Raw genomic sequence first — 26860 nt, forward strand, 5'->3', positions numbered from 1 at the left:
AGGGCAAGCAGTGCAAGACTTAAAGTCTCGCAAGCTCTTTTTGTAACTGTCGGTATTGCGTGAGTAGGGCTTTTAAGCGCTGCTGTTTTACTAACTCTTCGGGTTCAACAAAATTCAGCGCTTTTTGAATTTCATCGGCCGCTTTTAAATAAGCGCCATATTGGGCTAGTACATCTGCATGGGCTTCATGGTAGGAGGCCATGTTTTCTTGTTTTTTGTACACATCAGCAATGAGCTCTTTAGCAAGGTTGTGATCAGGCTTTGCGAGTAAGTAAGACTTTAAAATACGCTCAGCAACATCAAATTGTTTTGCTTCAATGGCGGCATTAGCGTAGTTAAGGGCGATAACCTGATTGTTAGGTCTGTCGATATCTAACTTAGCTAAAAACTCTACCGCTTCATCGGCTTTACCTTGGGCAATTAATAAGTCGGTGTGGGTATCGATGTAAAATAAATTCTTTGGATCTTGCTCAAGCAGAGGATTAAGAATGCTGGCTGCTTCATCTAGCTTTTTTTGATCCAATAAACTAATACCCAATCCATATTTTAAGGCGGTGTCGTTATGTACGCTATTATCACGCATCAGCTTACGGAAAAGATCTTCTGCCGCTTTAGGTTTTTGGTGATACCTTGCTATAACTCTGCTTTTGGCTAAGTTGAAGTCGAGACTGTCTGAGTAATGTCTCTTTGGGTATTGCTCTGCACGTAACCGCACATCTGATACCCGGCTTTCGGGTAGTGGGTGGGTAAGCAAAAATGCAGGTGGCTTATATTTATAGCGAATTTGCGCAGCGAGCTTGGTTAAAAACTCGCTTGATTGGCGCGGATCAAAGCCTGCGTTGTTGAGAGTTTGCATGCCGATGCGGTCAGCTTCTTGTTCAGCTGCACGGCTATGAGTAAGTTGACTAAATGCGGCTTGAGTCTGGTTTGCTGAAATAATCGCTATCCCAGCATCTGGAGCAACAACGGTTGCTAATATCCCCGCAATCATACCTGCAATAGTAAGTGCGCTGTTATCTTGCTGCTGCTGAATACGACGCGCTAAATGGCGCTGTGTTACGTGGGCAATTTCATGGCCGAGCACTGAGGCAAACTGACTTTCGTTGTCTGCTTGAGCGATGAGGCCTGTGTGAACACCCACATGACCCCCGTAAAATGCAAAAGCATTTATTTCTGGGTTGTTTATCCAAAAAAATGAAAAGGGAAAACGCACATCGTTTGCGTTAGCAACTAATCGACGACCTAATGTCGTTAGGTATTCATCAAGCACAGGATCATTGACGACGGGTGATGAGCCACGAATTTGCATCATCATTACTTCGCCTATTGCTTGCTCTTTTTCAATAGGCAAGGCTTGTAAAGCCGAGGTCCCTAAATCGGGCAGCTTAAAATTAGTTTGCGCCTTCAACGGCTCACTATGCAGTATCGAAAATGTTAGTAAAGCACTGCATAATGTTATAAAGGCTGATTTTAGTCGCATCTTATTCCTTGTTGATTTGCTCACCTAACATGACTTTTGCTATGTCTATTTCGTCGCTGCATGCTCGGCTATCTTTTTCACACAATTGATAGAAATCTTTTATTGTGACTCCGTCTAGCTTAACAACGTTCAACTCCCGTTGTAAAAAAGTTATGATTTTATGTACGACTTTGTGTGCGTGTAAGATTAAGGCTTTATCAGCTTTATCGCCACGTTCAAAATAAAAAGCTATAAATTTGTGTAGTTGATTAAAGCGTATAAGGTTCCTCATTGAATGCGGATCCCAGACTCTAAACTCCATAAATCGATTGTCTTTGATGTATTGGTCAACAGTGACATCTTTAGCAAAGGGGTAGGCCCATAATTCGAAACCTCGATCGGTAAAGCTCTGGTGCAATGCGATGCGTGGCTTTTGCTCACAGACAATTTCACCCATCTCGGTTTCGTAGCCTCCTAGTAGCTCAAGGTTCCAATTTCTGGGATCTATTAATCTTTTTACCGCATTGTCAAAGCCATGATCTAAAATACCTTCAGATTCACTCACTGACGATGCTACCAAATGGTAAAATGGCGGCAACTCCCCCCAGTTTATTTGTTTTTTATACCAATTAATCTCTTTAAGAGTTGGATTCGCAGGCAATTGCGCTTTATTATGCGAGCCAGGCATCGTGTTTCCTTTACTACCAGTTATTGATTAAGGATAAACTATTGTTTTGCGTGTTTTAAGAAAAAAATGAGTTCTTCTCACTATAAAGGATTATTTTTCCAAGATGCTGACATCTTATACTTATTATTCATATTAATAACGCAGTTGATTCGCTATGTTAATGGTTGATTTAAGGGACTATAAGTGTCCACAACAATTTATTCAGTTTAAATTAGGGTTAAATAAGGCACAATCTGTTAATCAACCCGTCACTTTTACATTTAATGCTGCACATTCTAGTGATGATATGCAGCGCTTTTTAGAAAAACATCATTACCATTTTGAAATTGACCTAGAATTAGGTGTGTTAACCGTGGAGCCCGTTTGTGTTTGAATATGTAAAAGCTTGGTACGAAAATAAATTTTCTGATCCCCACTCAGTAACCTTATTGTTGCTGTTAATTGCAACCTTTGCATTTTTCTATTTTTTTGGCTCCTTACTGGTACCTGTTTTAGTCGCACTGGTAATTGCTTATTTACTTGATTGGCCTGTAGCGCATTTAGAAAGGCTAGGTTTAAAACGCTTCACTGCCACAATTATTGTCATGTTAGTGTTTAGTGGCTTAATGATCACCATTATCGTCGGCATGGGCCCTGTGCTTTGGCAGCAAACCAGTAACCTCGTGCAAGAAACCCCTTATATGATTGAAAAAGGTAAAGCGCTGCTTTTACATCTTCCTGAGGATTACCCAAGTTTGATCACTGAAGATCAGGTTAAATCAATTGTTACCAGTGTTGAAACCAAAGCTATTGAGTTTGGTCAGTTAGTGCTATCAGTGTCATTAACGTCTATAAAAGATGTGGCAGCTTGGTTGATTTATTTGATTTTAGTACCGTTACTTGTGTTCTTTATGCTTAAAGATAAGTTAGAACTTATACAAAGTGCTGAACGTTTATTACCTAAGCAGCGCCGCTTAATCATTCAAGTTTGGCAAGAAATGAATCAGCAAATAATGAATTATATTCGCGGCAAGGTATTTGAAATTTTAATTGTTGGTACAGCTTCTTTTATCGCCTTTGCCGTTTTAGATCTACGTTACGCGGCCTTGTTAGGTGTTTTGGTTGGTCTATCTGTATTGATACCCTTTGTGGGGGCGGCACTGGTGACTATTCCTGTGGCTGCGGTGGCGTTGTTCCAATTTGGTTTAGAAACGCAGTTTTGGACCATTCTAATCATCTATGGTGTAATTCAAGCACTTGATGGCAATGTGTTAGTGCCTTTACTGTTCTCTGAAGCTGTTGACTTAAATCCGGTGTTTATAATTGTTGCAGTGTTGTTTTTTGGTGGTTTATGGGGATTTTGGGGGGTGTTCTTCGCAATCCCGCTAGCTTCATTAGTAAAAGCACTTATAAATGCATGGTCATCTAAAAAAGAAGAGTTGATTGAGCGCTAGCTTAGTCTTAAAAAGTATAGAAAACGCACTTTACTGACTAATTGATTATTATAATTTAGCCGTGAAAACTGTAAAATAGGTTATAAGATATATCTTTTAGTAATATGGTGCGTTTTTCATGGCAAGTTTTTTCCTTTCTGACGATGCTAATCAACAAATTTATTTAGATGCGAATGCAACGACTCCTGTACTTTCTGACATTGCCGATGTTGTTTCGCACACGATGCAAGTTTGCTTTGGTAATCCATCGAGCTCTCACATTACAGGTATTCAAGCTAAACACCTATTAGAACAAACACGCACCAAAGCACGCGAAGTGATAGGTGCTACCGATGGCGATATTTTATTTACCTCAGGTGCGACCGAAGGTATTCAAACGGCGGTTGTTTCAACGCTTATTGCTGCTAAAAATCACCAAATCGAGAACCCTGTATTACTTTATGGGGCTACAGAGCATAAAGCGGTGCCAAATACCTTAAAGCATTGGAATAATGTGCTTGATATCAACGCACGCGTTTTATCTATTCCAGTTGATAAAAACGGTATTTTAGATCTTGAGTTTATTCGTGAACATGCTGCTAATGCATTGATGATCTGTACTATGGCAGTAAATAACGAGACCGGTGTGTTCCAAGATTTAACCGCCATTGAGCGAGTAATTCGCAGTGAGAACAATAATGTAGCCTGGATGGTAGATTGTGTTCAAGCATTAGGAAAAACCAATTTAGCACTTAGCGAAACAACGATAGATTATGCGCCATTCTCTGGTCATAAATTGTATGCACCGAAAGGTATCGGTGTGCTGTATATTCGTAAAGGCAGTGCGTACACACCATTTATAGCGGGTGGCGGTCAAGAAAGCGGAATGCGCTCAGGCACCGAGAACCTGCCAGGTATTGCTGGTTTAAATAAACTGTTCTCACTACTACTTGATAAACAAAACCAGACATTTAAGCCTCTTGAGCAGTTGCATGATTATCGTAAGCAGTTACATGCAGCTCTCTTAGATACGTTTGGTAGCATTACTTTTAACCATAGTTTTGAGCATTCAGTGCCCACTACATTAAACTTTGCAGTTAATGAACTAACCAGTAAAGAAGTGATGGACTTATTTGATGCTGCGGGCATCCGAGTAAGCGGTGGCTCTGCATGTAGCTCTGGTGCTAATCGTAGCTTTGTTCTTGATGCAATGGGCGCTAGTAATTGGCAAAGTGAAAATGCGATTCGTATGTCGTTTGGCCCAGCTGCAAGCCAACAAGAAATTGACTTTGCCTGTGAAAAAATCCGTTCTTTAAAACCGATTCTAGAAGCTAACTGCCTAGTTGTCTCTGATAGCACATCGCCTCAGCAAGAAGTCTGTGCGATTGGCTTAACACAGCTACGTCATCAGGCGGCGTGCTGTTGGCTGTATGTAGACAGCGATAAAAACGCAGTGGTGATTGATCCTATTATCGAGCTTATTCCACGTATGGCGAAAATAGTCGCAACACAAGGTCTAACAGTAAAAGCGATTTTAGATACCCATAATCACCAAGAGCGTTTATCGGCTCGTTGTTTATTATCAAAAGAGCTCGCAGAACGCTTTGTTGCTAATGAAATAGATGAACTTGGCTGGCCTAAAGATTCAGCAACCATCGAATTAAGCGATGCACGCTTAACTAAAGTAGCGACACCGGGTCATAGTGACGATAGTGTTAGCTATTTATTGTCAGATACGCAAAGTGGTGAGGTCAGCTATTGTTTCTGTGGTGATTTAATCTTACCAGGTGGCTTAGGTAACACGGCAATTAGCGGTGGCGATGCAGCAAAAATGGCACAATCACTAAAACAGCTTGCAATGGCAATCACAGATTCAACAGTGATTTGTTCAGGTCATGATTATCAACAATGCTTTGCAATGGATTGGCACGCACAAAAAGCAACGACGCCATTATTAGCAAAACTATTAAATGAGCAAGTATCAGATGTTCAGTTTGTTGAGTTAAAGCAACAAGCGGATGAACAAAAGCATGCAGAGAGCCACTCTTTATGTGGATATGTTGAAACACTTGAAAGTGCGCCGATGAAACAGCTAGCAGCAACCGACGCTAAAGCAATGTTAGACGACAAGGCAACTTACCTTATCGATACGCGCGAACCTTATGAACATGGTGCGAATAATTTAGCTGAGTTATTTACAGTTGCTGATAGCAAAGTGATCAACATTCCATTAAGCCGTATGGCTAATGCTATAGTCCAAGGGCAGCTTGATAAAGCACATAACTACATTTTGGTGTGTCGTAGTGGTAACCGTTCAAAACAAGCCGCAAACAATTTGTCGCAGTTAGGTTTTGAAAATGTGTATAACTTAAATGGCGGTTTAGCATTGTTTTGATTGGTATCAGAACAATTCAGTCATCAAACAAAAAAGCCGCTAAACAGCGGCTTTTTTGTAACTTGAATAAATTAAGCTGAGGTTGGGCCTGAGCTTTCCCGCACCACTAATGAAGGGGTAAAGGTCGTGATGATGTCTTTATCTTGATTACGTGCACCACGGGTTTTTCTAAACAATAACCGAGCGGCATGCTGTGAAATCACATCATTCGCTTGATGGGCTGTTGTTAGTTTCGGCCAAGTTTGACGCGAGAATGGCGAATCTTCGAAACCAGTGATAGAGAGTTGCTGTGGAATTTCAATACCCATTAATCGTGAAGCAAATAACGCACCCGCAGCCATCTCATCGTTTCCGCCAAGTAGGGCTGTAATGTTTTTCGGGTTATTCTCACCAAGCAATGCTTTTGCACCTTCAACACCAGATTCAAAAGAATATTGGCCTTCGTAGATCAGATCAGCATTCAATGGGATGTTGTGATCCCTTAGCGCAGCCTGATAACCCTCTAAGCGTTCGGTTGTTGACTTATGTTCTTTGTCGCCGCATAAAAAGCCGATATTTTTATGACCAAGCGAGAGTAGGTGAGCAGTAATTTCGTACGCTGCCGCGTAGTCATTTACATAAATACAGGTGTCTTGATCTTCCTCTGTAGGACGACCAGAAAGTACACGCACATAATGAATGCCCATTTCGTCAAGCATTTCTATGATACTGTTTTGTTCTGAAAGAGGTGGTGTTAATACAAGGCCTGCCAAACGCGAGCGCTTGATCATGGTTTTAAAGTCTTCTTGCATATTCGCATCAAGATAGCTGCATGGATGAATAACCAACTCATAGCCTTCTTCTTTGCAGCGTGATAGCACCCCATTTTGCATGTCGATAACATAGTATGCATTGGGGTTGTCATATACTAGACCAACAGTAAAAGACGATGTGCCTGCAAGGTTACGAGCTGCAAGGTTTGGCTGATAGTTCAACGTGTTTACAGCGTCCATCACTATGTCGTACGTTTTTTTTCTGACAGATGGCTCTTTATTGATCACTCGCGAAACAGTTTTCATTGAAACACCAGCGAGTTTGGCTACATCATTTATGGTTACTTTCATACAGTTACTTTATAGTTAGTTATATTTGTATTATAATAATATCGAAAAGTGTTCACCAGAGCGCTTTTTCTTAATAGGTACATTAATATTTAATATAAGTTAGTTAGTGTATCTAATGTTCTACCAAATTAGCAGTAAAATAATTGAGATAATTTTTATGATACCGGTGTCAAAAGAGAAAAATTGCGCTATTATCTCGACTATAAAATGTAAAAGTAGAACATTGACAGCGTTGTCATTTTAACTTAGTGTTAATTTTCATCGTGTTTTTAATTGCTGTCTTTATTCAACATTAATAAAAAGATAGTTAAAAATCAGTTTGTTGCAAGTTTTGAGGGGATTATATATATGAGCAGCCGTTCGCAATTAGCTAGTTGGCAAGCACTATCTGAAAGTGCCAAGAAGATGAAACAAATTCATCTTAAAGATTTATTTGCCAAAGATAGCACGCGTTTCGAGCAATTCTCAGCTCAGATCCCAGGCGTATTATTCGATTACTCGAAGCAACAAATTGATAAAACAGTTTTTGAACAATTAATCTCTTTAGCGAAAGAGTGTGACATTAGCGCATGGCGCGAAAAAATGTTCAGTGGTGAAAAAATTAACATTACTGAAGACCGTGCTGTACTTCATACTGCACTTCGTAACCGTGCGAATACAGCTATAATGGTTGATGGTGAAAACGTAACAGACGCAGTAAACGCTGAGCTTGCTAAAATGAAAGCGTTCGTTAGCAAGGTTCGCAGTGGCGAGTGGTTAGGCTACACAGGTAAAACTGTGAAAGATGTCGTTGCAATTGGTGTAGGCGGTTCAAATTTAGGCCCGCAAATGGCAACTGAGGCGCTTGCAGCCTACGCTGATGACACATTAAATGTTCATTACGTATCAAATGTTGATGGTGTTCAGATTGCATCAGTTTTACAAGGTTTAGACGCTGAAACGACGTTATTTGTTATTTCATCTAAAACGTTTACAACATCAGAAACCATGACTAATGCTAAATCAGCGGTTGAATGGTTTTTGCAAACAGCACAGGCTCAAGAGCACATTGCTAAGCACTTTGTTGCTGTTAGTACAAATTTAGAGAAAACAGCAGCTTTTGGCATCGCTGATGAAAACGTATTCACAATGTGGGATTGGGTAGGCGGTCGCTTTTCATTATGGAGTGCGATAGGCTTACCAATTGCCTTGTATTTAGGCTTTGAAGCATTTGAAGAAATCTTAGAAGGTGCGTTTGAAATTGATGAGCATTTTAAAAATGCTGAATTTGAAAACAACGTACCATTATTAATGGCGCTTTTAAGTGTTTGGAATACGAGTTTCTTAGGTTATACGGCGCAAGCTATTTTACCTTACGACCAAGCATTACACATGTTACCTGCATATTTACAGCAAGGTGAGATGGAAAGTAACGGTAAGCACGTTACTTTTGATGGTGAAACAGTGTCTTACACAACAGTACCTATTATTTGGGGTATGACTGGTATTAACGGCCAACACGCATTTTACCAATGTCTGCACCAAGGTAATGTAATTGTACCAGCTGACTTTATTGCCTCAATTGAGCCGCAAGTAAATGTTGGTAAGCACCATGATATCTTATTATCAAACTTCTTTGCACAAACCGAAGCAATGATGGCTGGTGTTGATGCAGAGCAAGTAACTGCTGATTTAACCGCAAAAGGTAAATCTGAAGCAGAAATTGCAGAATTATTGAATCACAAGATTCATCAGGGTAATCGCCCAACAACCTCAATGTTATTAGACAAGGTTGATGCAAAAACAGTTGGTCGTTTAATTGCACTTTATGAGCACAAGATTTTCTGCCAAGGCATCATCTTAGAAATCTGTTCTTTTGATCAGTGGGGTGTAGAGCTAGGTAAAGGACTTGCTTCTAAAATTGAAGCTGAATTATTTGATGACACAGTAAGTCATCCGCATGACAGTTCAACGAATGGACTGATCGCTTACTATAAAACGCATCGTAAGCAGTAACAGATTCGCAGCAATAGCTGCAAAACGGATACCTTTGAACGGGTAGCGCTGGAGTTCTTAGGGCCTGTATTTTTGTGAGAGGATTTACAGAGCCCCTAAGACTCATTTACTTCAGCCAATACAAGAATAATGAGTAAGCTACTCACAAAACAAATTCAACAGGTTTTGTTAATGGAACTATCAAACAAAGCCAGATCAACCAGATAACAACGAGCATTGCCAAATTTCATGAGAGTCATGGAGTTAATTTATTCGGCATTGCCAATGTAGAGAGTGATATATGCTAAATCCATTTGATATCGTAATTTTTGGGGGCGGTGGTGATCTTGCGTTACGCAAATTGCTTCCTGCAATGTATCGCGCTTATCAAGAAGGTAATTTACCTCAAGGTTCGCGCATCCTTCCTACGGTACGTGACCAAAACAAATGCAAAGAATATATCGAGACGGCTCATAAAGCTTTGCAAGAATTTTTAGGTAAAGGCGAATACAACGCAAAAGATTGGAAAGCGTTTGCATCTTACTTGGTTCCTGTTGTTTCAAACGTTACTGAAGCCGATGATGACTGGGATAAGCTAAGAGATATTTTAAATGAACACGATGCTGATAAGTCTCGTGTTTTTTACCTTTCATTACCACCTGCAGTATACGGTAGCTGCTGTGAAATTTTATCTTCAAAAGGTTTAATCACAGAAACATCACGTGTAGTGGTTGAAAAACCAATTGGTTACTGTGGTGAGTCAGCAGAAGCAATCAATGCGAAAATTGCTGAATACTTTAATGAAGAACAGATTTTCCGTATTGACCATTACTTAGGTAAAGAAACCGTACAAAACTTGATGGCACTGCGTTTTTCAAACTCACTGTTTGAAAACCTTTGGGATGCTAAGTCAATCGATAACATCCAAATCAGCTTATCAGAAACAGTGGGCCTAGAAAGCCGTGCTGGTTTCTACGATAAAGCCGGTGCATTACGTGATATGGTGCAAAACCACTTGCTGCAGTTACTTTGCTTAGTAGCAATGGAATCACCAAACAAATTAAACGCCAATAGCATCCGTACTGAAAAATTAAAAGTACTTGAGTCGTTACGTCCATTAGTGGCTGAAGATGTTGATGCGAACATCGTACGTGGTCAGTACGTGCCAGGTAACTTAGACGGTAAAATCGTCCCTGGTTACTTAGAAGAATTAAACGAAGGTGCAAGTAAAACTGAAACATTCGTTGCTATTCGTGCGCATATTGATAATTGGCGTTGGGCTGGTGTGCCTTTCTATCTTCGTACTGGTAAGCGTATGAAAAAGCGTTGTGCTGAAATCGTTGTTGAATATAAAAAGGTTTCACACAATGTTTATACAGACAACGTAGGCAATATTGAGCCAAACCGTCTCGTTATTCGTCTGCAACCTGAAGAAACAATTCAATTAACATTGATGTCTAAGCGTCTTGATAACCTTGAGATGCAGTTAGAGCCAGTAACAATGAACATTGAGTTATCTCAGGCTTATAGTAATGGTTTCCATTCAGATGCTTATAAGCGCTTAATGTTAGATGCTGCGGCAAATAACCCATCACTGTTTATTCACCGTGATGAAGTGCGCCAAGCTTGGAAATGGATTGATCCAATTATTGAGCGCTGGCAAGAAAAAGGCGCCCCTTCGTTATACCGAGCAGGTACTTGGGGACCGGACGATGCTGATGAATTGTTAGAAGAAAACAATCATGTATGGTTTAACACAGGCGATAAGGCGTAATTAAGATGGCAACAATTGTTGAAAAATTCTTTGCAAACAAAGACGAATTAACAGCTGAGCTTTCTTCAAGCCTTGAACAAAGCCTTGTTGCTGGTATTAAAGAAGATGGTCGCGCGGTACTGATGGTATCGGGTGGCTCATCGCCGGCACCAGCTTATAAGCATTTATCAAACCTTGAACTTGACTGGGCAAACATTGATGTAGCTATGGTTGATGAGCGTTGGGTTGATGCTGATCATGAAAAAAGTAATGAAGCATTTATCAAAAGCACGCTGTTACAAAACCATGGCGCTGCAGCTAATTTCGTAACGATGAAAAATGACGCATTAACGGCTCAAAATGGTATAGCTGATTGTGAAGCTGCCTATAAAGCATTAAAGCGTCCTTTTGACGTGACTATTTTAGGTATGGGTCCTGATGGTCACACAGCATCACTTTTCCCACACGCCGAAGGCCTTGAACATGGCTTAGCCACAGATGATTTAGTGTGTGCAATTAACGCCATTGAAAGTGATGTAACTGGCAAGATCACTGAGCGTATGACGCTAACTTTATCTGCAATCGCAGATTCTAAAGTTGTTAAGCTATTAATTAGCGGTGAAGAAAAACTTGCAGTATATAAACAGGCTAAAGAGGGCGGTGCAGTTGCTGACATGCCTTTGCGTGCAGTATTAAATCACCCACATATCAATATTGAAGTTTATTGGGCACCTTAATCGCCTAATCAAACCAACTTATCTAAAGCGAGCTTAGGCTCGCTTTTTTGTTGTTAAATATTCACTTTAAACAAACCATTTCGTATCAACGCACTTTCTTAAAATAGCGCCATAAAGTGTTAGACAAGTACAAAATGGCCCTATATAATTAAAAATGACAACGCTGTCATTGTTATTGATTGTTATTCTCAAACCCCTTTAGCTTACTCTGCCCAGAAAAAGTTAAAAATAAATTGTACATGACAGAGTGCTTTTAGAAACAAGCTAGTTTCTTAAGCTAATCAACTGTTAGATAACAGTTTTTATATAACTTTTAGTTATGGTTAATAGTTGCACAGTGGCAACTTAAGCTTACAAAAATGCACGTTATTTTTAGCTGTTTTCAAAAACTCATCCTTTTGGTCTTTTCATCTGTAATATCACTCATGCTATATTTGCGCCGTTTATTTGTAACAATTCTTAAAAACTCAATATTAAATATTAGTTATATCAATTACTTGATTATTTCGTTGTAAATTTTTTGCACAAATTAACCAAAAAGATGTAGCACAAATGTAATTTAGAGTGTATGGTTTGTTACTAGATGACAGCGTTGTCATCATCACTGGGCAGAAGTGATATAAAAAACCAACAAAATGATTCAAGGGGAATCCTGTGTTAGCTAAAAATTTTAAGAAAAGCTTATTAGCAGTTAATATCGGCCTCGTAATGAGTGCTGGGTTCACTGGCGCTGCATACGCAGCAGAAGAAACTAAAGTTCAAGAAGATGTTGAAGTAATTGAAGTTCGCGGTATTCGCCGTTCACTTGAAGCTTCAATGAATACTAAGCGCTTTGCTGACAGCGTTGTCGATGCTGTTTCTGCAGAAGATGTCGGTAAGTTTCCTGATAGCGATGTAGGTGAAGCACTTGGTCGTATTTCAGGTGTTGCTGTTAACCGTGCTTTTGGGCAAGGCCAGCAAGTGTCTATTCGTGGTGCATCTGCACAATTAACGCGTACTTTACTAAATGGACACTCAGTTGCTTCAACAGGGTGGTATGATCAACAGTCTATCGATAGAAGCTTTAACTACACATTACTTCCACCTGAAATGGTCGGTGGTATTGAAGTTTATAAGTCATCTCAAGCGAATCTCGTTGAAGGTGGTATCGGTGGTACGGTAATCGTAAACACTCGTAAGCCTTTAGATCTTGACTCTAATACTCTTTTTGGAAGTGTGAAAGCTGACTACGGCACGATCTCTGAAGAAACAGATCCTGAAATCTCTGGTCTTTATAGTTGGAAAAATGATGAAGAAACGTTTGGTGCGCTTGTATCAGCAGCATTTTCTGAAACAAATTATCAACGCAATGGTATTGAGTCTTTAGTAGGTTGGGGTGACATTGTTCCTTCAACATTCCAACAACAACGTGAACGTACAGCTATTAACGCAGTGTTCCAATACCGTCCGACTGATGAACTAGAGTTAGGTCTTAACATAATGACTTTAGACTTATCAGCTGATAATGCTAACACGTCATTATTTGTTATGTTCCCTGATGACAAAGATGCAGCTTGTGAGCAAGTTAATGTTGATGGAACATGTACTTTCTATCGCCGTTCAGGTGATGGCGCAAATCCAGGTTGGGCACAAACTTGGGCTCGTGCAGGTTCAATGACTTCAGATACTTTTGACTTCGACTTTAAGTATTCAGGTGAAAACTTCGAACTTAAAGGTCGAGTTGGTAATACCCAATCTGAAGGTGGTACAGATTTAACAGCAAACTATGGTTTCTGGTTAGGCACTCCAGCAGACTATGCCGGCACCTATGATGCGACAGGCGATGTTATTGATATTAATGTTGCAAATAAATCATTCACGCCAGATGACTTCCAAGGACAATTATCTTCAGCAGGTTGGGCTCTTAAGAAACAGCCGAATACGGACGAAGAGACTTATGCACAGTTTGATTTAACTATCCCTGTAGATTTTGGCGCAATTACAGCTATTAAAACAGGTTTCCGTTGGGCTGATCATGAAGTTAAGCAAGAAACTTATACTGCAAACTTAGTTGACTCAATCGCTGCATACGATGCTTCTCGTTATTACTCAGGTACGGTGTCTTCTGGTGCAGGCTATACATTACCAGAGCCAAAGCTTGATCAAATGATTAGTGATGGCTACGCTGCTATTACCAGCTTCGATAATACATCTATCGCTTATAAATCTGGCTACGGTACGATTCAAGAAGAAAATATCTCGTTATACGCAATGGCTGATTTTTCAGCAGAAGGTATTCGCGGTAACTTTGGCCTAAGATATGTTTCTACAGATGCAGAGTCTGATTATTATGCATTAAATGCTAATGGTGACTATGGTAACGGCCTTAGCACTGAAAAAGCAGACTACAGTGAAGTATTACCAAGTGTTAACGTTGCGTTTGACCTAACTGAAGATATGATTCTGCGCTTCTCTGCTGCACAAGTTATCTCTCGTGCTAATTATGCGGATATGTTTGCAGCATCTTCGTTGTCTGGTTACGAAGATGGCACAATTGGTAATGAGGTAATTACTACAGGTAATATCGGTCTTGAACCGTTTAAGGCAACACAAGCTGATTTCGGTATTGAATATTACTTTGATGGCGACGGCATGATAAGTGCGGCTTACTTTATCAAGGATATTTCTTCATTTACTAAAGTTGACCAAATTCTGAATCAAAGCATAGGCATTGTAGACCCAGATTCAGGTGTTGATAACTGGACAGTTGCTACTAAAGGAACTGGTTCAGGTGGTGAAATTCAAGGTATCGAGCTGCAAATTCAAGATGGTTTTGATAATGGCTTTGGTTATCAAGCAAACTATACTTGGGTTGATTCAGAAGCGCCTGCAGAGAACTTCCCTGACCGCATCGAATTATTCTCTGACTCTTCAGAGCATACGGTTAACTTAGTTGGTTACTATGAAGCAGATTTCTATAGCGTACGTTTAGCGTATAACTGGCGCTCAGAGTATATGGTTCGTGAAGCACCTTACTTCTATGGTAACCGCGAGCATCAAGACTATGGTACGCTCGATCTAACAGCTAAGTTTGCTGTAACTGACTACCTAGACTTAACATTTGAAGCGGTTAATATCACTGAAGAAGATAGTATCCAAATTGGTACTGCTACAGGTGATGCTGAGGTTAAACCAGAGCTTCGTAACGGCTATCCAGCATGGAGCTTTGAAGGTGAAGCACGCTACAAGCTAGGTGTATCACTACGTTTCTAAGTTGATTTAGATAACGAAATTAAGAAAGCCCAGCTTGTTCTGGGCTTTTTTGTGAGTAAAAAGTGGGCGAGTAAAAATGATAAAAAAAATCGCAATTGTTGGTGGCGGAACAGCAGGTTGGTTAGCTGCTAACCATTTGGGGCATGCGCTTTTACATAGCGGTATTGAGATCACGTTAATCGAGTCACCAAATATTGCCAGCATAGGTGTCGGTGAAGGAACTGTTCCTTCGATGCGCAACTCATTGCAAAAGTTTGGTATCAGTGAAAGTGACTTTATCAATGAATGTGATGTTACTTTTAAGCAGTCAATCAAGTTTGTAAATTGGCTAGATAAACACAAACATGGTGCTAACTTTTACCATCATTTATTTGATCATCCACATATTTTTGGTGAGCAATTAACGCAGCAGTGGCTTGCTGACGGTAACGGCAATGACTACGCTGAATTTGTTTCTAAGCAGCATGTGTGCTGTGAAAATAATCTAGCGCCAAAAACAATCGCAACACCGCAATATGCCGGTATCAACGGTTATGCTTATCATTTTGACGCTAAAAAGTTTGCTTCATTCTTAGGAAGCCATGCCACGCAACATTTTTCCGTAAAACATCTTTTTGCTGAAATTAAAGATATAACCTGTGATCAGCAAGGCTTTATTACACATCTAATTGACTCAGAAGGTAACGCCTTAGAGTTTGACTTTATTATTGATTGTTCTGGTTTTTCGGCTGCCTTTATCGGGCAAAAACTAGGGGTTGGTTTTGTCGATAAATCAGATAGCTTATTAACCGACACCGCAATCACCTTGCAAGTGCCTACACAAAGTGATGATGAAATACCGCCTTATACTATCGCCACAGCACACCAAGCTGGCTGGATCTGGGATATTGCGCTTACAGAGCGAAGAGGAGTGGGTTTTGTTTATTCATCTAAGTATATGAGCGATGAGCAAGCTCACGAAAAATTACATCGTTACTTAGGTAATAAATTTGAGCATTTAACGCCAAGAAAAATCCCGATGAAAGTAGGGCACAGAGAAAAAATGTGGCACAAAAACTGTGTTGCTATAGGGTTATCGCAAGGCTTTGTTGAGCCACTCGAAGCCACAGCTATTTTAATTGCGGACTTTTCTGCAGGGTTATTAGCTAAACGTTTTCCGCGCAGCCGCGATGACATTAAATTAGTTGCTGATGATTACAATCAGCACGTGAATTATGTATGGCAGCAAACCTTTGATTTTATAAAGATGCATTACTGTATTTCGGATAGAACAGATTCGGCCTTTTGGCGTGATAACAAGAAAACCGACCAGCTATCAGAAAAACTAAAAAATAACCTAACACGTTGGCAGCGCTTTACACCGGTACGAGAAGACTTTGCCAGTAAGTTCGATTTATTCGACTTAGAAAACTACTTATACGTACTGTTTGGTATGCATTATGTACCAGCCAAGCAGCAATCTAAGCAGAACGACAATCAACACGTTGCTGAATTTAAACAGCAACGCGTCAAGCAGTTATTAAATGAGCTACCTAAGCACAGAGAGCTGCTAGATAAAATAAAGAAATTTGGCTTACAGAAAAACTAGTTTTCATTAACTGAGCTGGCTAAAAACCATTAGCCAGTTCAGTTAATTCTAAAAAATGAAGAGATAGATAAACGGCTGTTGTTAATATCATTGTTGTACTTTTTGTTATTAAAAAGAGCTGCGCTATGCAGTAGATTGCTCTTATAAATTACTAACCTATTTACCTTTGCTTCAATATTCACCACTTTTTCAAAGAGCTCTGTTGTTTCATTTAAATACCCCTGATGAGTTGCGCTGTGCTTTTCAGTATCAGCAATCATTTTATGTACGCTATTTTGATTATCAGCTGTCACTTTAATGATGTTGTCAGGGCGGTATTTGTAAATGCCCGTACCACCCCATTCTTTAGCAGATAAATAATGCACTGCTGCAAATGTTTTATCGTCCGTCGAGTCAATATGTGGCATACGCTGTAAGGTATTTAGTTCGTCCGCATTTTGTGTAACTAATGAAAGCTTGCAGCGGTGAAGATATAAATTATTTTCACTGCTTGTAATTATCCCTTGCTCTAAAAGCTCATTAATTAACTGCTCAAAAGCACGATAGTAAGGCGCTGGCATTTCATCACGCTTACCGGGGTAGAGCGTTCCATCACTACCGAAAGGCTGGAAATAAGCTGTTTCTGTAGCAAATTGATAAATAGGCTCAAGGCTGTGTAAAAAGTCATCAATAATAATGACAGTCTCATTAATTTCAGCAATGAAAACGCTGCTTATTTTATAGTCTTTATTTAAATGATAGCCTTCCATTGTTTGCCTCATTATTTCCATAATTGTTGAATATACTAACAAAAATAGTGGCTTATGCGTGATAATATTTACTTGTTTATAGTTTGTTTTTTCATCATTTGGGATTGATTGGTAAGGCGGGTAATTTTGTTAATCTATAATGTACAAACTGCCACAAAATTTTCACTTCCTTTTTGTTGCCAAAACCTATAGGCTTTGGGCACTAACAGCAAAAACATATTATAAAATTAATGGAGCAGTATCATGGCGGAGCAACAAGTACAGCCTTTACATAACGAAAAACATGCCAACACTAAAATCCAAAATGGCATCAATATCGAGTTTATGAAAACTCAGCACTTAGTACCTGTGGTTGCACACGAATTTGCACGCATCGCAAATGAATTCCCAATGGCATTTGTTAAAAACAACGAATCAGGTCAATTCCAAGCAGTTGCGTTATTTGGTCTAGAGCCAGGCGAAAACCTTTTCATCCAAGATGGCAAATGGACTGCGGCATTTGCTCCAATGGCAATGACTCGTTATCCACTTGGTCTTGTTAAGCACCCAGAAGCTGACCAATTCGGTATCGTAATTGACGAAGCAAGCCCATTAGTAAGTGAAGAAGCGGGTAACGCACTTTTCGAAAACGGTGAAGAGACCGATTATCTTAAACGTCGTAAAGAAGCACTTGTTTCTTACATTGAGTTTTCGCAAGTAACAGAAGCATTTACTAAATTCTTAGCAGACAAAGAATTATTAGTAGCGCAAACGCTAACAGTAGAAATTAAAGGTGAGAAAAAAGACATCAACGGTATCTACCTTGTTGATGAGAAAAAACTTAACTCACTAAGCGATGAAGAGTTCTTAGAACTTCGCAAACGTGGCTACCTAGCACCTATCTACTCTTTCTTAACGTCTACTCACCAAGTAGCTCGTTTAGCACGTTTAAAAGCAGCGCAAGCTTAATTTTAAACTGCTGAAAAAAAGCGCCATTAGGCGCTTTTTTTGTTTCTTTCATCGGTTAAAGCTTGAAATACAGCGCTGAATTATTCACATTGGGCTTACAAACTAAAATAAATATAAGTGCCCTTATGCTAAAAACATTACTTACCTCAGCCATTGCCCTTAGCGCATTATCATTTAGTACCCTAAGCCACAGTAGTGATCAACCTTTTGCTATCGCTATTCATGGTGGTGCAGGCACCATAGAAAAGAGTCGCTTCACACCAGAACAAGAAAAAGCCTATCGTGAAAAACTAAAAGAAGCAGTTGAAACCGGCTATGCGGTACTCGAAAAGGGCGGCGAGAGCTTAGATGCCATCACTGCGGCAATTAATGTGCTTGAGAACTCACCGTATTTCAACGCAGGTCGCGGTGCAGTGTATACTTATGATGGTGCCCATGAGCTTGACGCATCAATTATGGATGGCCGTACACGCCAAGCAGGTGCTGTTGCAGGGGTTAAACATATTGAAAACCCTATTAATCTGGCACGCCTAGTGATGGAAAAATCAGTGCATGTCATGCTCAGCGGTCAAGGTGCCGAAGAGTTTGCAAAAACCCAAGGTATGCCGCTGGTTGAAAACAATCTATTCGATACAGATCATCGCTACAAGGCATTATTAAAAGCCAAAGAAAAACTCGATAAACAAAAAGTAACTAGCAAAGACTACCAAGCAGCACATAAAGCTCTGCCTGTTAATTACAAAATGGGCACCGTTGGTGCAGTTGCACTTGATAAAAACGGCAATATTGCTGCAGGTACTTCAACAGGTGGTATGACTGCAAAACGCTTTGGCCGTGTGGGCGATTCACCCGTGATTGGTGCAGGTACGTTTGCTGAAAATGAATCATGTGCAGTATCTGCGACAGGGCATGGTGAGTATTTTATTCGCTACAATGTGGCAGCTGATATTTGTGCTCGCGTAAAATACCAAGGTAAAACCATTGTTGAAGCGGGTAACGAAGTGATCCACGATGTATTAATGCCTATAGGTGGCACAGGCGGTGTGATCATCATTGATGCTAAAGGGAACATCAGCTTGCCGTTTAACACCGCTGGTATGTATCGTGCGAGTAAATCAAATACATCACCAACGTATGTGGGGATTTTTAAAGACGAGTAATGAATCTTCAGACAATAATAAACCGAGTTGAACTCGGTTTTTTATTGTCACCAACGTTATTGCCGATTAATTTTCACCTTGAAGGGAGTTTCATCTTGATTAGTTGAGCGATAAGGGTTGATATCTAAACCGCCACGGCGTGTGTAACGCGCATATACTTCTAACTCTTCGAGGTTTAACTGCTGCATTAAATCGCAGTAGATACGCTCTACACATTGCTCATGAAATTCGTTATGAGTACGAAACGAAATTAAATATTTTAATAAGGCTTCATGGCAAATAGCTTGGCCTTTATAACGAATAATCACACTCGCCCAATCAGGCTGTGAAGTGATCAAACAGTTCGATTTTAGTAAATGGCTGTGTAAGGTTTCTGAGACAACCTCATCACCATTATGGCGAAGTGAGCTTGCATCAATATCATAGCTGGTGATTTCGATATCAAGATCATCAATACACTCACCCGGTAACGCTGTAAAAGGTAAACAGTTGAAATCGTCTGCTTGGTATAATGTAACTAACACCTGTGCATTTACCGCATCTGATAAGTCTTTGCTAAGCGCTTGATGTACGTCTTCTAGCGTCTCAAAGCGTGTCTGATTAAAGCTATTCAGATACAACTTGAATGACTTAGACTCAATGATGTGACTGCTTTGGCAAGGAAATACAAAAGTAGCCACAGCGACCATTGGCTTACCCTTGCTATTTAGCCACGATAATTCATAGCCAGTCCAAATATCTTGGCCTTTAAACGGTAAGTTATCTTCGCTAACACCTAAAGCATCACGGTTTAGTTTGCGGGCAATAGGAAACAACAAACTTGGCGTATAGGTATCAACATATTCTGTGCTTTTACCAAGAACACTGTCTTTTAGTTCGGGTGAGTTGCTGTAATCTGTCATCTTTACACTTTTGTAGTTACAATGTTGGCATTATACCTAAAGCCAATGAGTTTCGCAGTATGTCTGTTTCTATAAAACTAGATAAGTTACATCAAGCATTTAGTGAAAAATGCCTAGAACGCACAGGAAAACTTCCTGTTATTGAACATGATACAGCATGGCCAAGTCCATGTGAGCAGGGCGAAGTTGATGAGCAGGGGCTTATTCAGTGGTGTCCAGTCCCACAACAACCTGCTGGCAGTTTAGATGACCTAGCCAAGGCGCTCGAGTTATCTTTTCCTGAAGACTTAAACCCCTTATTTGGTCATCTTTATGCGGGTAACTTGTTATTGAATGTTGATGATCATCACATTGAATTGCTACAAGCATGGAATGAAGATGATTTTAGCCGCTTACAGCAAAATATTACGGGTCACGTACTGATGAAGCGTAAGTTAAAGCAGCCAGAAACCGTGTTTATAGGCCTAACAGAGCAAGATGATCTGCTTATTACTGTATTAGTCGAAAGCGGTGAGGTTTGCTTAGAGTACGTGGGTAAAAAACCGCATCATGTATTAGCAAATAGCATCAGTGAGTTTTTAGACAAAGTAACGGTATAAACTTAATAAGTAAAAAGGGGCGATTGCCCCTTTCGTGTATCTGGTTATTGCCTATATTTGGTTATTGAAAGTCCCACGAGATATTCGAAACAATCCCACAAGGCTCACAACGAAAATCAAATAAGCCAAACCATGGCTCAGGTAATTTCCACTCGCCATCGCAACTTGGGCAGCGACGTTTAAGCTCTGACTCTTTATCAACGCCACCAACACGGTATAAATAGTAATAAACCGGCTTCTTGGTTAGAAAACTAATACGCTTAGTGATATCGCGACCACGGCGATATAAGTCACTATTGATACTAGTTAGCTCTTCAAGCGCAGGAAATTCACAACGGGTTGCACCATTGATCTGAATTTGATCGCACGCTTGCCAGTCTTCTTGCCATTTTATTAGTGTTTTATAATCGCCATTGGCAATGGCCGGAATGCGAAATAACGGCACAGGTAAAAAGTCATCACCACAATAGAGCGGGCTACAGGTATGCACATACGTAGTGTATAAGATATAGCACGACGGATCATGGCACATGTCAGCGCCATTTGAGTGAATATCTTGGCCGACCACTTTAACTTTTGGTGCAAGTAAGCCCGCGGTGTGTAATTGCTCAATACTGTGCTTTACAAACGGACTATGATTGAGCGGATGCATCGCATCTTCGGTCGGGCACATCACACGGGTAATGAAAAATCCATCTTTTAAAACCGTTGGAAATTCATCACCAATGATTTGGCCGTTAAAACGAAGTGCATTAACTAGGCGGTTTATTGCCTGCTCAGCAAGCTCTAGGGTAGTATCTTGGTAGCAATCAAAAGTCAGATCGACAACAAACATTATTTTTTCTCAAGCAGTGCTAATAACCTGTCTAATTTAGCTTCAATACGGTCCAATTGACTTTCTTTTGGTGTACTCAGTTGTTCATTTGACGGGTTATTGATGAAGTTATTAATTGAATCCGGATTGTTTTTATATTGGCTAACCGCGGCGATGATCACAGGCATCGGCATAGGCTGTGTTAGCTTACTTTTGGTTAAGGCAACTGTTGGGGTTTTACCTTCGTCAAGAAGGGTTTTAATTGCATCAAATACAACGGCATTCATTTTTGTATAAACTCTTTAATAAAGACTAATACCAACTCGTAAAATTACATAATGAAATAAACGAGCAAGCATAAAAAACATCACAGTGTATGGCTGCGATGCGCGCGTATGGTAGCAATAATAGAGGTGTTGTGAAATTACTTTCCTTATTTGTGGCCGAAAAGCAGATGCAATTTAGGCCACAAATAAGCATTCATGTTTTTATTGACGCAGTCGCGCGTCTAACTCATCAATCACTTCACTCCAAGCCCCATCTTCAGCTAGCGATTCAGCTAAAAAATGCTGCTGAGATTCATCCCAGAATGGAGCATCCTGTAAGAGGGTGGTATCTGACAGTTGATGCGATGCTATGAAAGCATCTATTTCACTTTCTTTGCTTGGTAAACCAAGTTGTGCAAATAAGGTCGAAATGTCATGTTTTGTCGTATCCATAGTTCTGCTCCTTGTGTATGGCGATATTTATTACTGCTTGAACTTAATGATGATGAACCGCAGTTTAACTTACGCTGAATTTGTCTTTAATCGCAGTTAGGTATATACCTTATAGTCTAGTACGAAAATAATAAAACAAATAAAAGGATGAGTATTTTGACAGTTGCTGAACCCGAAACCTTAAGTGTGCAATACCTTAGTGCTGAAGACATCAGCACTGCCGCAAGCCTTATTTATCAAGCCTATCATGACGACCCTGTTCTTCAGAATGTACTAGGTTTTCAACAAGATAACCCAAGTAAATATGAAACTAAATTACGTGCTTTGGTACGTGAAGAGCTAGCAAGTTTCTGGCAAGAAAAACAGCCATTAATAGGCCTTTACTCGCAAAGTAGATTAAAAGCGATTGCCTGTGTATTTGATTCTGCAAGTGAACTACAAGCTGAACGATATTGGCATTGGCGCTTAAAATTAATGCTCAGTGCGGGTTATTTGCAGACTAATCAGCTTATAGAAAAAGAGCGAACTATCCGTGAAGCGCTTTCGAGCAAGGGCCATTATTTGTTTTTAGCCTTCATTGCCGTTGATCCACATTTTCAGGGGCAAGGTTTCGGCAGATATCTGCTACGAGGTCTTGATGATTTAGTTGAGTCAAGCAGTCAAACAAGTGGTTTAGCAGTATTTGTTACTCGCCCTGAGCAGCGCGAGTTCTTTAGTTCTGAAGGGTTTGAGGTATTCAAAGCCCTAAGCTTTAACCAAGTCGAAGGAGACTTAATGTTCAAAGCAGTAAATTGACGAAAGGACGTTTTGGAAATAGCAATGTGAGATAAGTCTCACATTGCTGTGCGCTTTGTCAGTTTAATGCCTTTAAATCTGTACCCAAAAAAGCTTATTCTAATGATTTTAAACGATTTATTATTTTTTACATTTTTGTGACTAAGAAAAAATTCATTTTTATGCCTATCAAGATTTCCTCTTTTCTCTAAACTTAATCATGTCAAGAAGACACAGGTTCAATGATTGAACTGATGCCAAGGATTAGGATTATGGCAACAAAGCAAGATGCTTAGCAGGAAGCAAAGGGACAAGTGCTAGGGAAGCAAGGAAGAACGAGGACACTGCCAGGATGCAGTACGATCGCGGAGCGATTGAAAAGGACTGACCAAAGGATGATTTAGCAGGAAGCTAAAGGAGCGTTTGGAAAACGAAGTGGATAGCCATTGATGGCAAGAGGACGGCACTAGGATGTGTTAAATGTTACAAGATGTAGCATGGTGGGTGTATCGGATGTATACCCGTTCAGGGGATAGATAAAAAGGCAGCTTCGGCATAAGTACGGATACTTAATCATGGAAGTAGCAAGATTGGGGCGTGGCTAATAGCTACGCCTTAGTTCTTTCTGGGGGTTGTACTTCTCGCACCAACAATTACTTTGTAAAACTCGCAACTCGCAACTCGCAACTCGCAACTTAAATTTTGTGCGGAGGTATTACTACGCTTTTAAGTAATTCATTTTCCATGATCAAAACGCCTTGATACACGCTTTGCCCATCACTTGAAAACTCAAAAATAAACTCGCTTTTAATACCAGGTTTACCGCTTTTTAAAATACCCACTCTGCGTTTATTGCAAGCAACACTCATCAATTGCACATTCAATTGCTCAATTTGTCTTTGTGCATGAAGGCTAGCTGCTTCGGCTACTTTTCTGTTTAACCAAAAAAAGTAGATGATGCTGCCAATGATGATGAGTGTCCACAAGCCTGCCATTTACGAGAATAACCTTCCAATTGCGCGAGCGAGTGTTTCGCTACGATTTTCTTTTCTTAATAAACCTAGTAGGTGAGGGCGAATACTAGGAATTGCAACTAAATCGGTGAAAATACTCACAAACAGTTGTTCAATCTCAGTATGGTGCGCACAGCAATCCATAAACACATGTAAGCGCTCTGGGTCTTCAAGGGTGCTAAAACAACGCCCTGCAATCGTTAATAGTACATCTGACTGGGTGTTCATATCAGAGCGCAATACAGCATCAACCAATTGCGCAGTTAAACCTTGCGCTGGTGTTTTTGATAAGCTTCTAAGAGCTGCAACAAGGGCGATGTCATCTTTTTGCTCTATCGCATTTAAACCATAGGCTAACAATTGCTCTGCAAACACGGGTTCGATTGCCACATGTTCAAGCATTGCACTCAGCGGCTGTAATACTTCGACTGGTAATTGCCCCCAAGCGGCTTGTAGATTTGCTAAATTGGTGTCGTTATCTAAACGCATCGCAAAGTCAGCAATACCTTGTACTGCAACACTTTGCCAATTATCAAAACCCAGTTTGCCTGAAAAATACAGCTGAGCATATTCGTAATACTGTGAAGCACTTTGCTTAAGTAAACATTTAACCTGCGCATTAAATGCTGCTAGCTTGTTAGCGTTTGGCGTAAATACATACGGGTTGTTATCAAGTTTGCCTTCGGCATTTTCGCCGGTAATTTCTGTACCAAGTGCTTCAATAACCATATTAGCGAAATGGTCGCGGCTTGCGCTTACAAGACGGCTTTGCTCATCAAGTGGGAATTTTAAAAACCATACATAAGGTTCTTTAGATGCTTTCACATCCCAAAATTGAATAGCAAGCCAAGCATGACCAGCAAGCGGGTATGGGTAAGGGATTTTTGTTTCTTCAATGGCAAGAAATTGTTTTTTGTCTAATTTCGTGATGTGTCTGCCAATATCGAAGGCACGCCAAGTGGTACCTGCTGCATCCAGAAGTTGCCCTAGTGTGGCGATCTGCTCAGTCATAAAATCTCAATTACCGTTATTAATCTATATCAGCCGCGAATTATACGCCATACCATGGCGCCTTGGAACAGGGTATACTAGGGTCTGTTTACCTTCCCTAAGTAAAAAGGTATTAAGAGTTTTACAATGCATCAACAGACTTTGGCGCTGCTGCGCGAATTAGAATCCACATTACAACGCCATTCACTTTGGCAAACAACAGCTATTGACCCAAGTGCGCTCAATTCTAGTGTACCGTTTTGCCACGACACTATGGCTTTTGAGCAATGGCTGCAATTTGTTTTTCTTGAAAAAATGCACGCTCTCATAGCACATGCTCAGCCTTTACCCCGTAATTTTGCAATTGCGCCTATGGCTGAAATGATGCTGGCACAACATAGTGGCGGAAATGATGTGATTGCCGTTTTACAAAAACTCGATCAACTTTTAAGTGATAACTAACATGCAAGAGATTGTTAAGCCACAATTTGACGAGTTAACGATTCTGTACCGCGATGAAAATTACATCGCGATTGATAAACCGTCAGGTTTATTGGTTCACCGTTCGTTCTTAGATAAACACGAAACCCAATTTGCAATGCAAATGCTGCGTGACCAAATTGGTCAACACGTGTTTCCTGTTCATCGTTTAGATAGACCAACGTCAGGCGTATTACTGTTTGCGTTAAGCTCAGAAGCAGCCCGTGACATGAACCAGTTATTTATTGATGGGCAAATTGAAAAGCGTTATTTAGCCTTAGTTAGAGGCTTTTTAAACGAATCAATCTTCTTAGATAAACCTTTAAAAGAAGAGCTTGATAAAATTGCCGATAAGTTTGCTGATCAAGATAAAGCGCCGCAAGAAGCACAAACGCAATTTCATTGCCTGCACCAAGCAAGCCTACCTATTCCAATTGGTAAGTACCCAACAGTTCGTTACTCGCTGGTGGAGTGTTTTCCAAAAACTGGCCGCAAACATCAAATTCGTCGTCATTTAAAACATTTATCATTGCCTATTATTGGTGATGTAAATCATGGTGATAATCAGCATAATCAATTTTTTAGAGAGCATTTTCAGCTTCGTCGTTTAATGTTATTTGCCTCTGAATTAAAGTTTGTGCACCCTTATAGCAAGCAACCAATAACAATTAGAGCGCCATTAGGCGATGCAATGTTAACGATTTGCCAGCAACTTGGCTGGCCAACAGAAGAAAAGGATTATTATGGCAACCATTAGTATTTTTGTCGGCAGTGTCTACGGCGGTGCTGAGCGTTTAAGCGAACAAGTTATTGAAGTTATTGAAAAGTCAGAGCATCAAGCGCAATTAGTTGAAAATGGCACGGTTGATGACATGCTGGCTGCATCACATATTTTAGTGATCACATCAACGACGGGTCAGGGTGATATTCCTGATAACTTAGTCGCTTTATATAGCCAATTAAACGATCAATTCCCTATGTTAACAGGCAAGCAATACGGCATTATTGCTATGGGCGACCGCAGTTATGGCGATACGTTTTGTGGTGCAGGTCGCAGCTTTGATGAGCTATTTCGCGATTTACAGGCAAAACCTGTCGGTCATCGTTTAGAAATTGATGCCTGCGAAGATTTTGAGCCTTGGCCTGTTACTGAGCCATGGTTAAATGAATGGCTGACGAAAATTAGTTAATGACTCTTATTAGCTAGTGTCTTTTAAAAGTGCTGATTGAATAAGCAATTGGCACTTTCCCCTTGGTTTTTCGAGTAAAGAATCTATTATACCCAAGCCACCTCAAGATGCAGAATTCAGCGTTTCACAGGTGCTTAATATCAAGGCGTTACTTTGCAAGA

General features: G+C 40.2%; 24 protein-coding genes. 14 read left to right on the plus strand and 10 right to left on the minus strand.

The genetic code is table 11. The annotated features are described in order from the left end of the window. Positions 1–19: 19 nt before the first annotated feature. Positions 20–1480: a beta-barrel assembly-enhancing protease gene (gene bepA, locus ACSFVZ_RS17370; RefSeq protein ID WP_135925502.1), complete on the minus strand. Its 1461-nt coding sequence runs from the start codon at positions 1478–1480 to the stop codon at positions 20–22. Position 1481: 1 nt separating this feature from the next. Continuing rightward, positions 1482–2147, minus strand: a complete 666-nt coding sequence (locus tag ACSFVZ_RS17375; protein ID WP_199527388.1) for a hypothetical protein — start codon at positions 2145–2147, stop codon at positions 1482–1484. A gap of 365 nt (positions 2148–2512) precedes the next feature. On the opposite strand from ACSFVZ_RS17375, the gene ACSFVZ_RS17380 reads away from it, so the two are divergent. Together ACSFVZ_RS17380 and ACSFVZ_RS17385 are read left to right on the plus strand one after the other, a co-directional pair. Beyond that, positions 2513–3580 (plus strand): AI-2E family transporter, encoded by a 1068-nt coding sequence (locus ACSFVZ_RS17380; RefSeq protein WP_435559299.1) that lies wholly within the window; start codon positions 2513–2515, stop codon positions 3578–3580. A 118-nt stretch (positions 3581–3698) separates the two neighbouring features. After that, complete coding sequence (locus ACSFVZ_RS17385; protein ID WP_435559300.1) at positions 3699–5954, plus strand: aminotransferase class V-fold PLP-dependent enzyme; 2256 nt, start codon at positions 3699–3701, stop codon at positions 5952–5954. A 71-nt stretch (positions 5955–6025) separates the two neighbouring features. Here the strand turns inward: ACSFVZ_RS17385 and ACSFVZ_RS17390 are convergent, their stop codons facing one another. Further along, entirely contained in the window at positions 6026–7057 is a 1032-nt protein-coding gene (locus ACSFVZ_RS17390) for a LacI family DNA-binding transcriptional regulator (protein ID WP_435559301.1), read from the minus strand. A gap of 348 nt (positions 7058–7405) precedes the next feature. On the opposite strand from ACSFVZ_RS17390, the gene pgi reads away from it, so the two are divergent. From pgi to ACSFVZ_RS17415, 5 genes are all read left to right on the plus strand, one after another. After that, a complete protein-coding gene (pgi, locus tag ACSFVZ_RS17395; RefSeq protein WP_435559302.1) occupies positions 7406–9052 on the plus strand; it encodes a glucose-6-phosphate isomerase in 1647 nt (548 codons plus the stop codon). A 280-nt stretch (positions 9053–9332) separates the two neighbouring features. Beyond that, positions 9333–10805, plus strand: coding sequence for a glucose-6-phosphate dehydrogenase (gene zwf, locus ACSFVZ_RS17400; RefSeq protein ID WP_135925485.1), 1473 nt, complete (start codon positions 9333–9335; stop codon positions 10803–10805). A gap of 5 nt (positions 10806–10810) precedes the next feature. Continuing rightward, positions 10811–11521, plus strand: coding sequence for a 6-phosphogluconolactonase (gene pgl, locus ACSFVZ_RS17405; protein WP_435559303.1), 711 nt, complete (start codon positions 10811–10813; stop codon positions 11519–11521). Positions 11522–12175: 654 nt separating this feature from the next. Continuing rightward, positions 12176–14773, plus strand: a complete 2598-nt coding sequence (locus tag ACSFVZ_RS17410) for a TonB-dependent receptor (RefSeq protein ID WP_138556851.1) — start codon at positions 12176–12178, stop codon at positions 14771–14773. Positions 14774–14849: 76 nt separating this feature from the next. After that, positions 14850–16361, plus strand: coding sequence for a tryptophan halogenase family protein (locus ACSFVZ_RS17415; protein WP_295512471.1), 1512 nt, complete (start codon positions 14850–14852; stop codon positions 16359–16361). Between the two features lie 38 nt (positions 16362–16399). On the opposite strand, the gene ACSFVZ_RS17420 is transcribed toward ACSFVZ_RS17415, so the two are convergent. After that, a complete protein-coding gene (locus ACSFVZ_RS17420) occupies positions 16400–17110 on the minus strand; it encodes a DUF6445 family protein (protein WP_135925474.1) in 711 nt (236 codons plus the stop codon). Between the two features lie 243 nt (positions 17111–17353). Between ACSFVZ_RS17420 and ACSFVZ_RS17425 the strand changes: the two genes are divergently transcribed. Further along, complete coding sequence (locus ACSFVZ_RS17425) at positions 17354–18058, plus strand: SapC family protein (protein WP_135925472.1); 705 nt, start codon at positions 17354–17356, stop codon at positions 18056–18058. A gap of 125 nt (positions 18059–18183) precedes the next feature. After that, complete coding sequence (locus ACSFVZ_RS17430; protein ID WP_135925470.1) at positions 18184–19218, plus strand: isoaspartyl peptidase/L-asparaginase family protein; 1035 nt, start codon at positions 18184–18186, stop codon at positions 19216–19218. Positions 19219–19274: 56 nt separating this feature from the next. Here ACSFVZ_RS17430 and queF read toward each other — a convergent pair whose 3' ends face one another. Next, a complete protein-coding gene (gene queF, locus ACSFVZ_RS17435) occupies positions 19275–20120 on the minus strand; it encodes an NADPH-dependent 7-cyano-7-deazaguanine reductase QueF (RefSeq protein WP_138556854.1) in 846 nt (281 codons plus the stop codon). A gap of 59 nt (positions 20121–20179) precedes the next feature. Between queF and syd the strand changes: the two genes are divergently transcribed. After that, positions 20180–20719, plus strand: a complete 540-nt coding sequence (syd, locus tag ACSFVZ_RS17440) for a SecY-interacting protein (RefSeq protein ID WP_138556855.1) — start codon at positions 20180–20182, stop codon at positions 20717–20719. A 61-nt stretch (positions 20720–20780) separates the two neighbouring features. Here the strand turns inward: syd and ACSFVZ_RS17445 are convergent, their stop codons facing one another. From ACSFVZ_RS17445 to ACSFVZ_RS17455, 3 genes are all read right to left on the minus strand, one after another. Next, on the minus strand, positions 20781–21554 hold the full coding sequence (locus ACSFVZ_RS17445; protein WP_135925464.1) for a Zn-ribbon-containing protein: 774 nt from the start codon (positions 21552–21554) through the stop codon (positions 20781–20783). Next, positions 21554–21820, minus strand: coding sequence for a hypothetical protein (locus ACSFVZ_RS17450; protein ID WP_054553723.1), 267 nt, complete (start codon positions 21818–21820; stop codon positions 21554–21556). Before ACSFVZ_RS17450 ends, ACSFVZ_RS17445 begins: the two co-directional genes overlap by 1 nt. 201 nt (positions 21821–22021) lie before the next feature. Next, positions 22022–22252, minus strand: coding sequence for a DUF2789 domain-containing protein (locus tag ACSFVZ_RS17455; RefSeq protein ID WP_135925461.1), 231 nt, complete (start codon positions 22250–22252; stop codon positions 22022–22024). 147 nt (positions 22253–22399) lie between these two features. On the opposite strand from ACSFVZ_RS17455, the gene ACSFVZ_RS17460 reads away from it, so the two are divergent. Further along, complete coding sequence (locus ACSFVZ_RS17460; RefSeq protein ID WP_135925458.1) at positions 22400–23047, plus strand: GNAT family N-acetyltransferase; 648 nt, start codon at positions 22400–22402, stop codon at positions 23045–23047. Between the two features lie 674 nt (positions 23048–23721). Here ACSFVZ_RS17460 and ACSFVZ_RS17465 read toward each other — a convergent pair. Both ACSFVZ_RS17465 and ACSFVZ_RS17470 read right to left on the minus strand, forming a co-directional pair. Further along, positions 23722–24021 (minus strand): DUF3301 domain-containing protein, encoded by a 300-nt coding sequence (locus tag ACSFVZ_RS17465; protein WP_435559305.1) that lies wholly within the window; start codon positions 24019–24021, stop codon positions 23722–23724. After that, positions 24022–25050, minus strand: coding sequence for a DUF3549 family protein (locus ACSFVZ_RS17470; protein ID WP_135925456.1), 1029 nt, complete (start codon positions 25048–25050; stop codon positions 24022–24024). It lies immediately after the preceding gene. 126 nt (positions 25051–25176) lie between these two features. Here ACSFVZ_RS17470 and ACSFVZ_RS17475 point away from each other — a divergent pair, with 126 nt between their 5' ends. The 3 genes from ACSFVZ_RS17475 to ACSFVZ_RS17485 are packed head-to-tail and all read left to right on the plus strand — an operon-like array spanning position 25177 to position 26699. Further along, complete coding sequence (locus ACSFVZ_RS17475; protein WP_435559306.1) at positions 25177–25491, plus strand: YqcC family protein; 315 nt, start codon at positions 25177–25179, stop codon at positions 25489–25491. Position 25492: 1 nt separating this feature from the next. After that, complete coding sequence (gene truC / locus ACSFVZ_RS17480; protein ID WP_135925452.1) at positions 25493–26266, plus strand: tRNA pseudouridine(65) synthase TruC; 774 nt, start codon at positions 25493–25495, stop codon at positions 26264–26266. Then, complete coding sequence (locus tag ACSFVZ_RS17485) at positions 26253–26699, plus strand: flavodoxin (protein ID WP_130051870.1); 447 nt, start codon at positions 26253–26255, stop codon at positions 26697–26699. Before truC ends, ACSFVZ_RS17485 begins: the two co-directional genes overlap by 14 nt. Positions 26700–26860: the final 161 nt, after the last annotated feature.

Origin of the sequence: Pseudoalteromonas nanhaiensis, from assembly GCF_051235485.1 — a bacterium.
GTDB classification, from domain to species: Bacteria; Pseudomonadota; Gammaproteobacteria; order Enterobacterales; family Alteromonadaceae; genus Pseudoalteromonas; species Pseudoalteromonas lipolytica_C.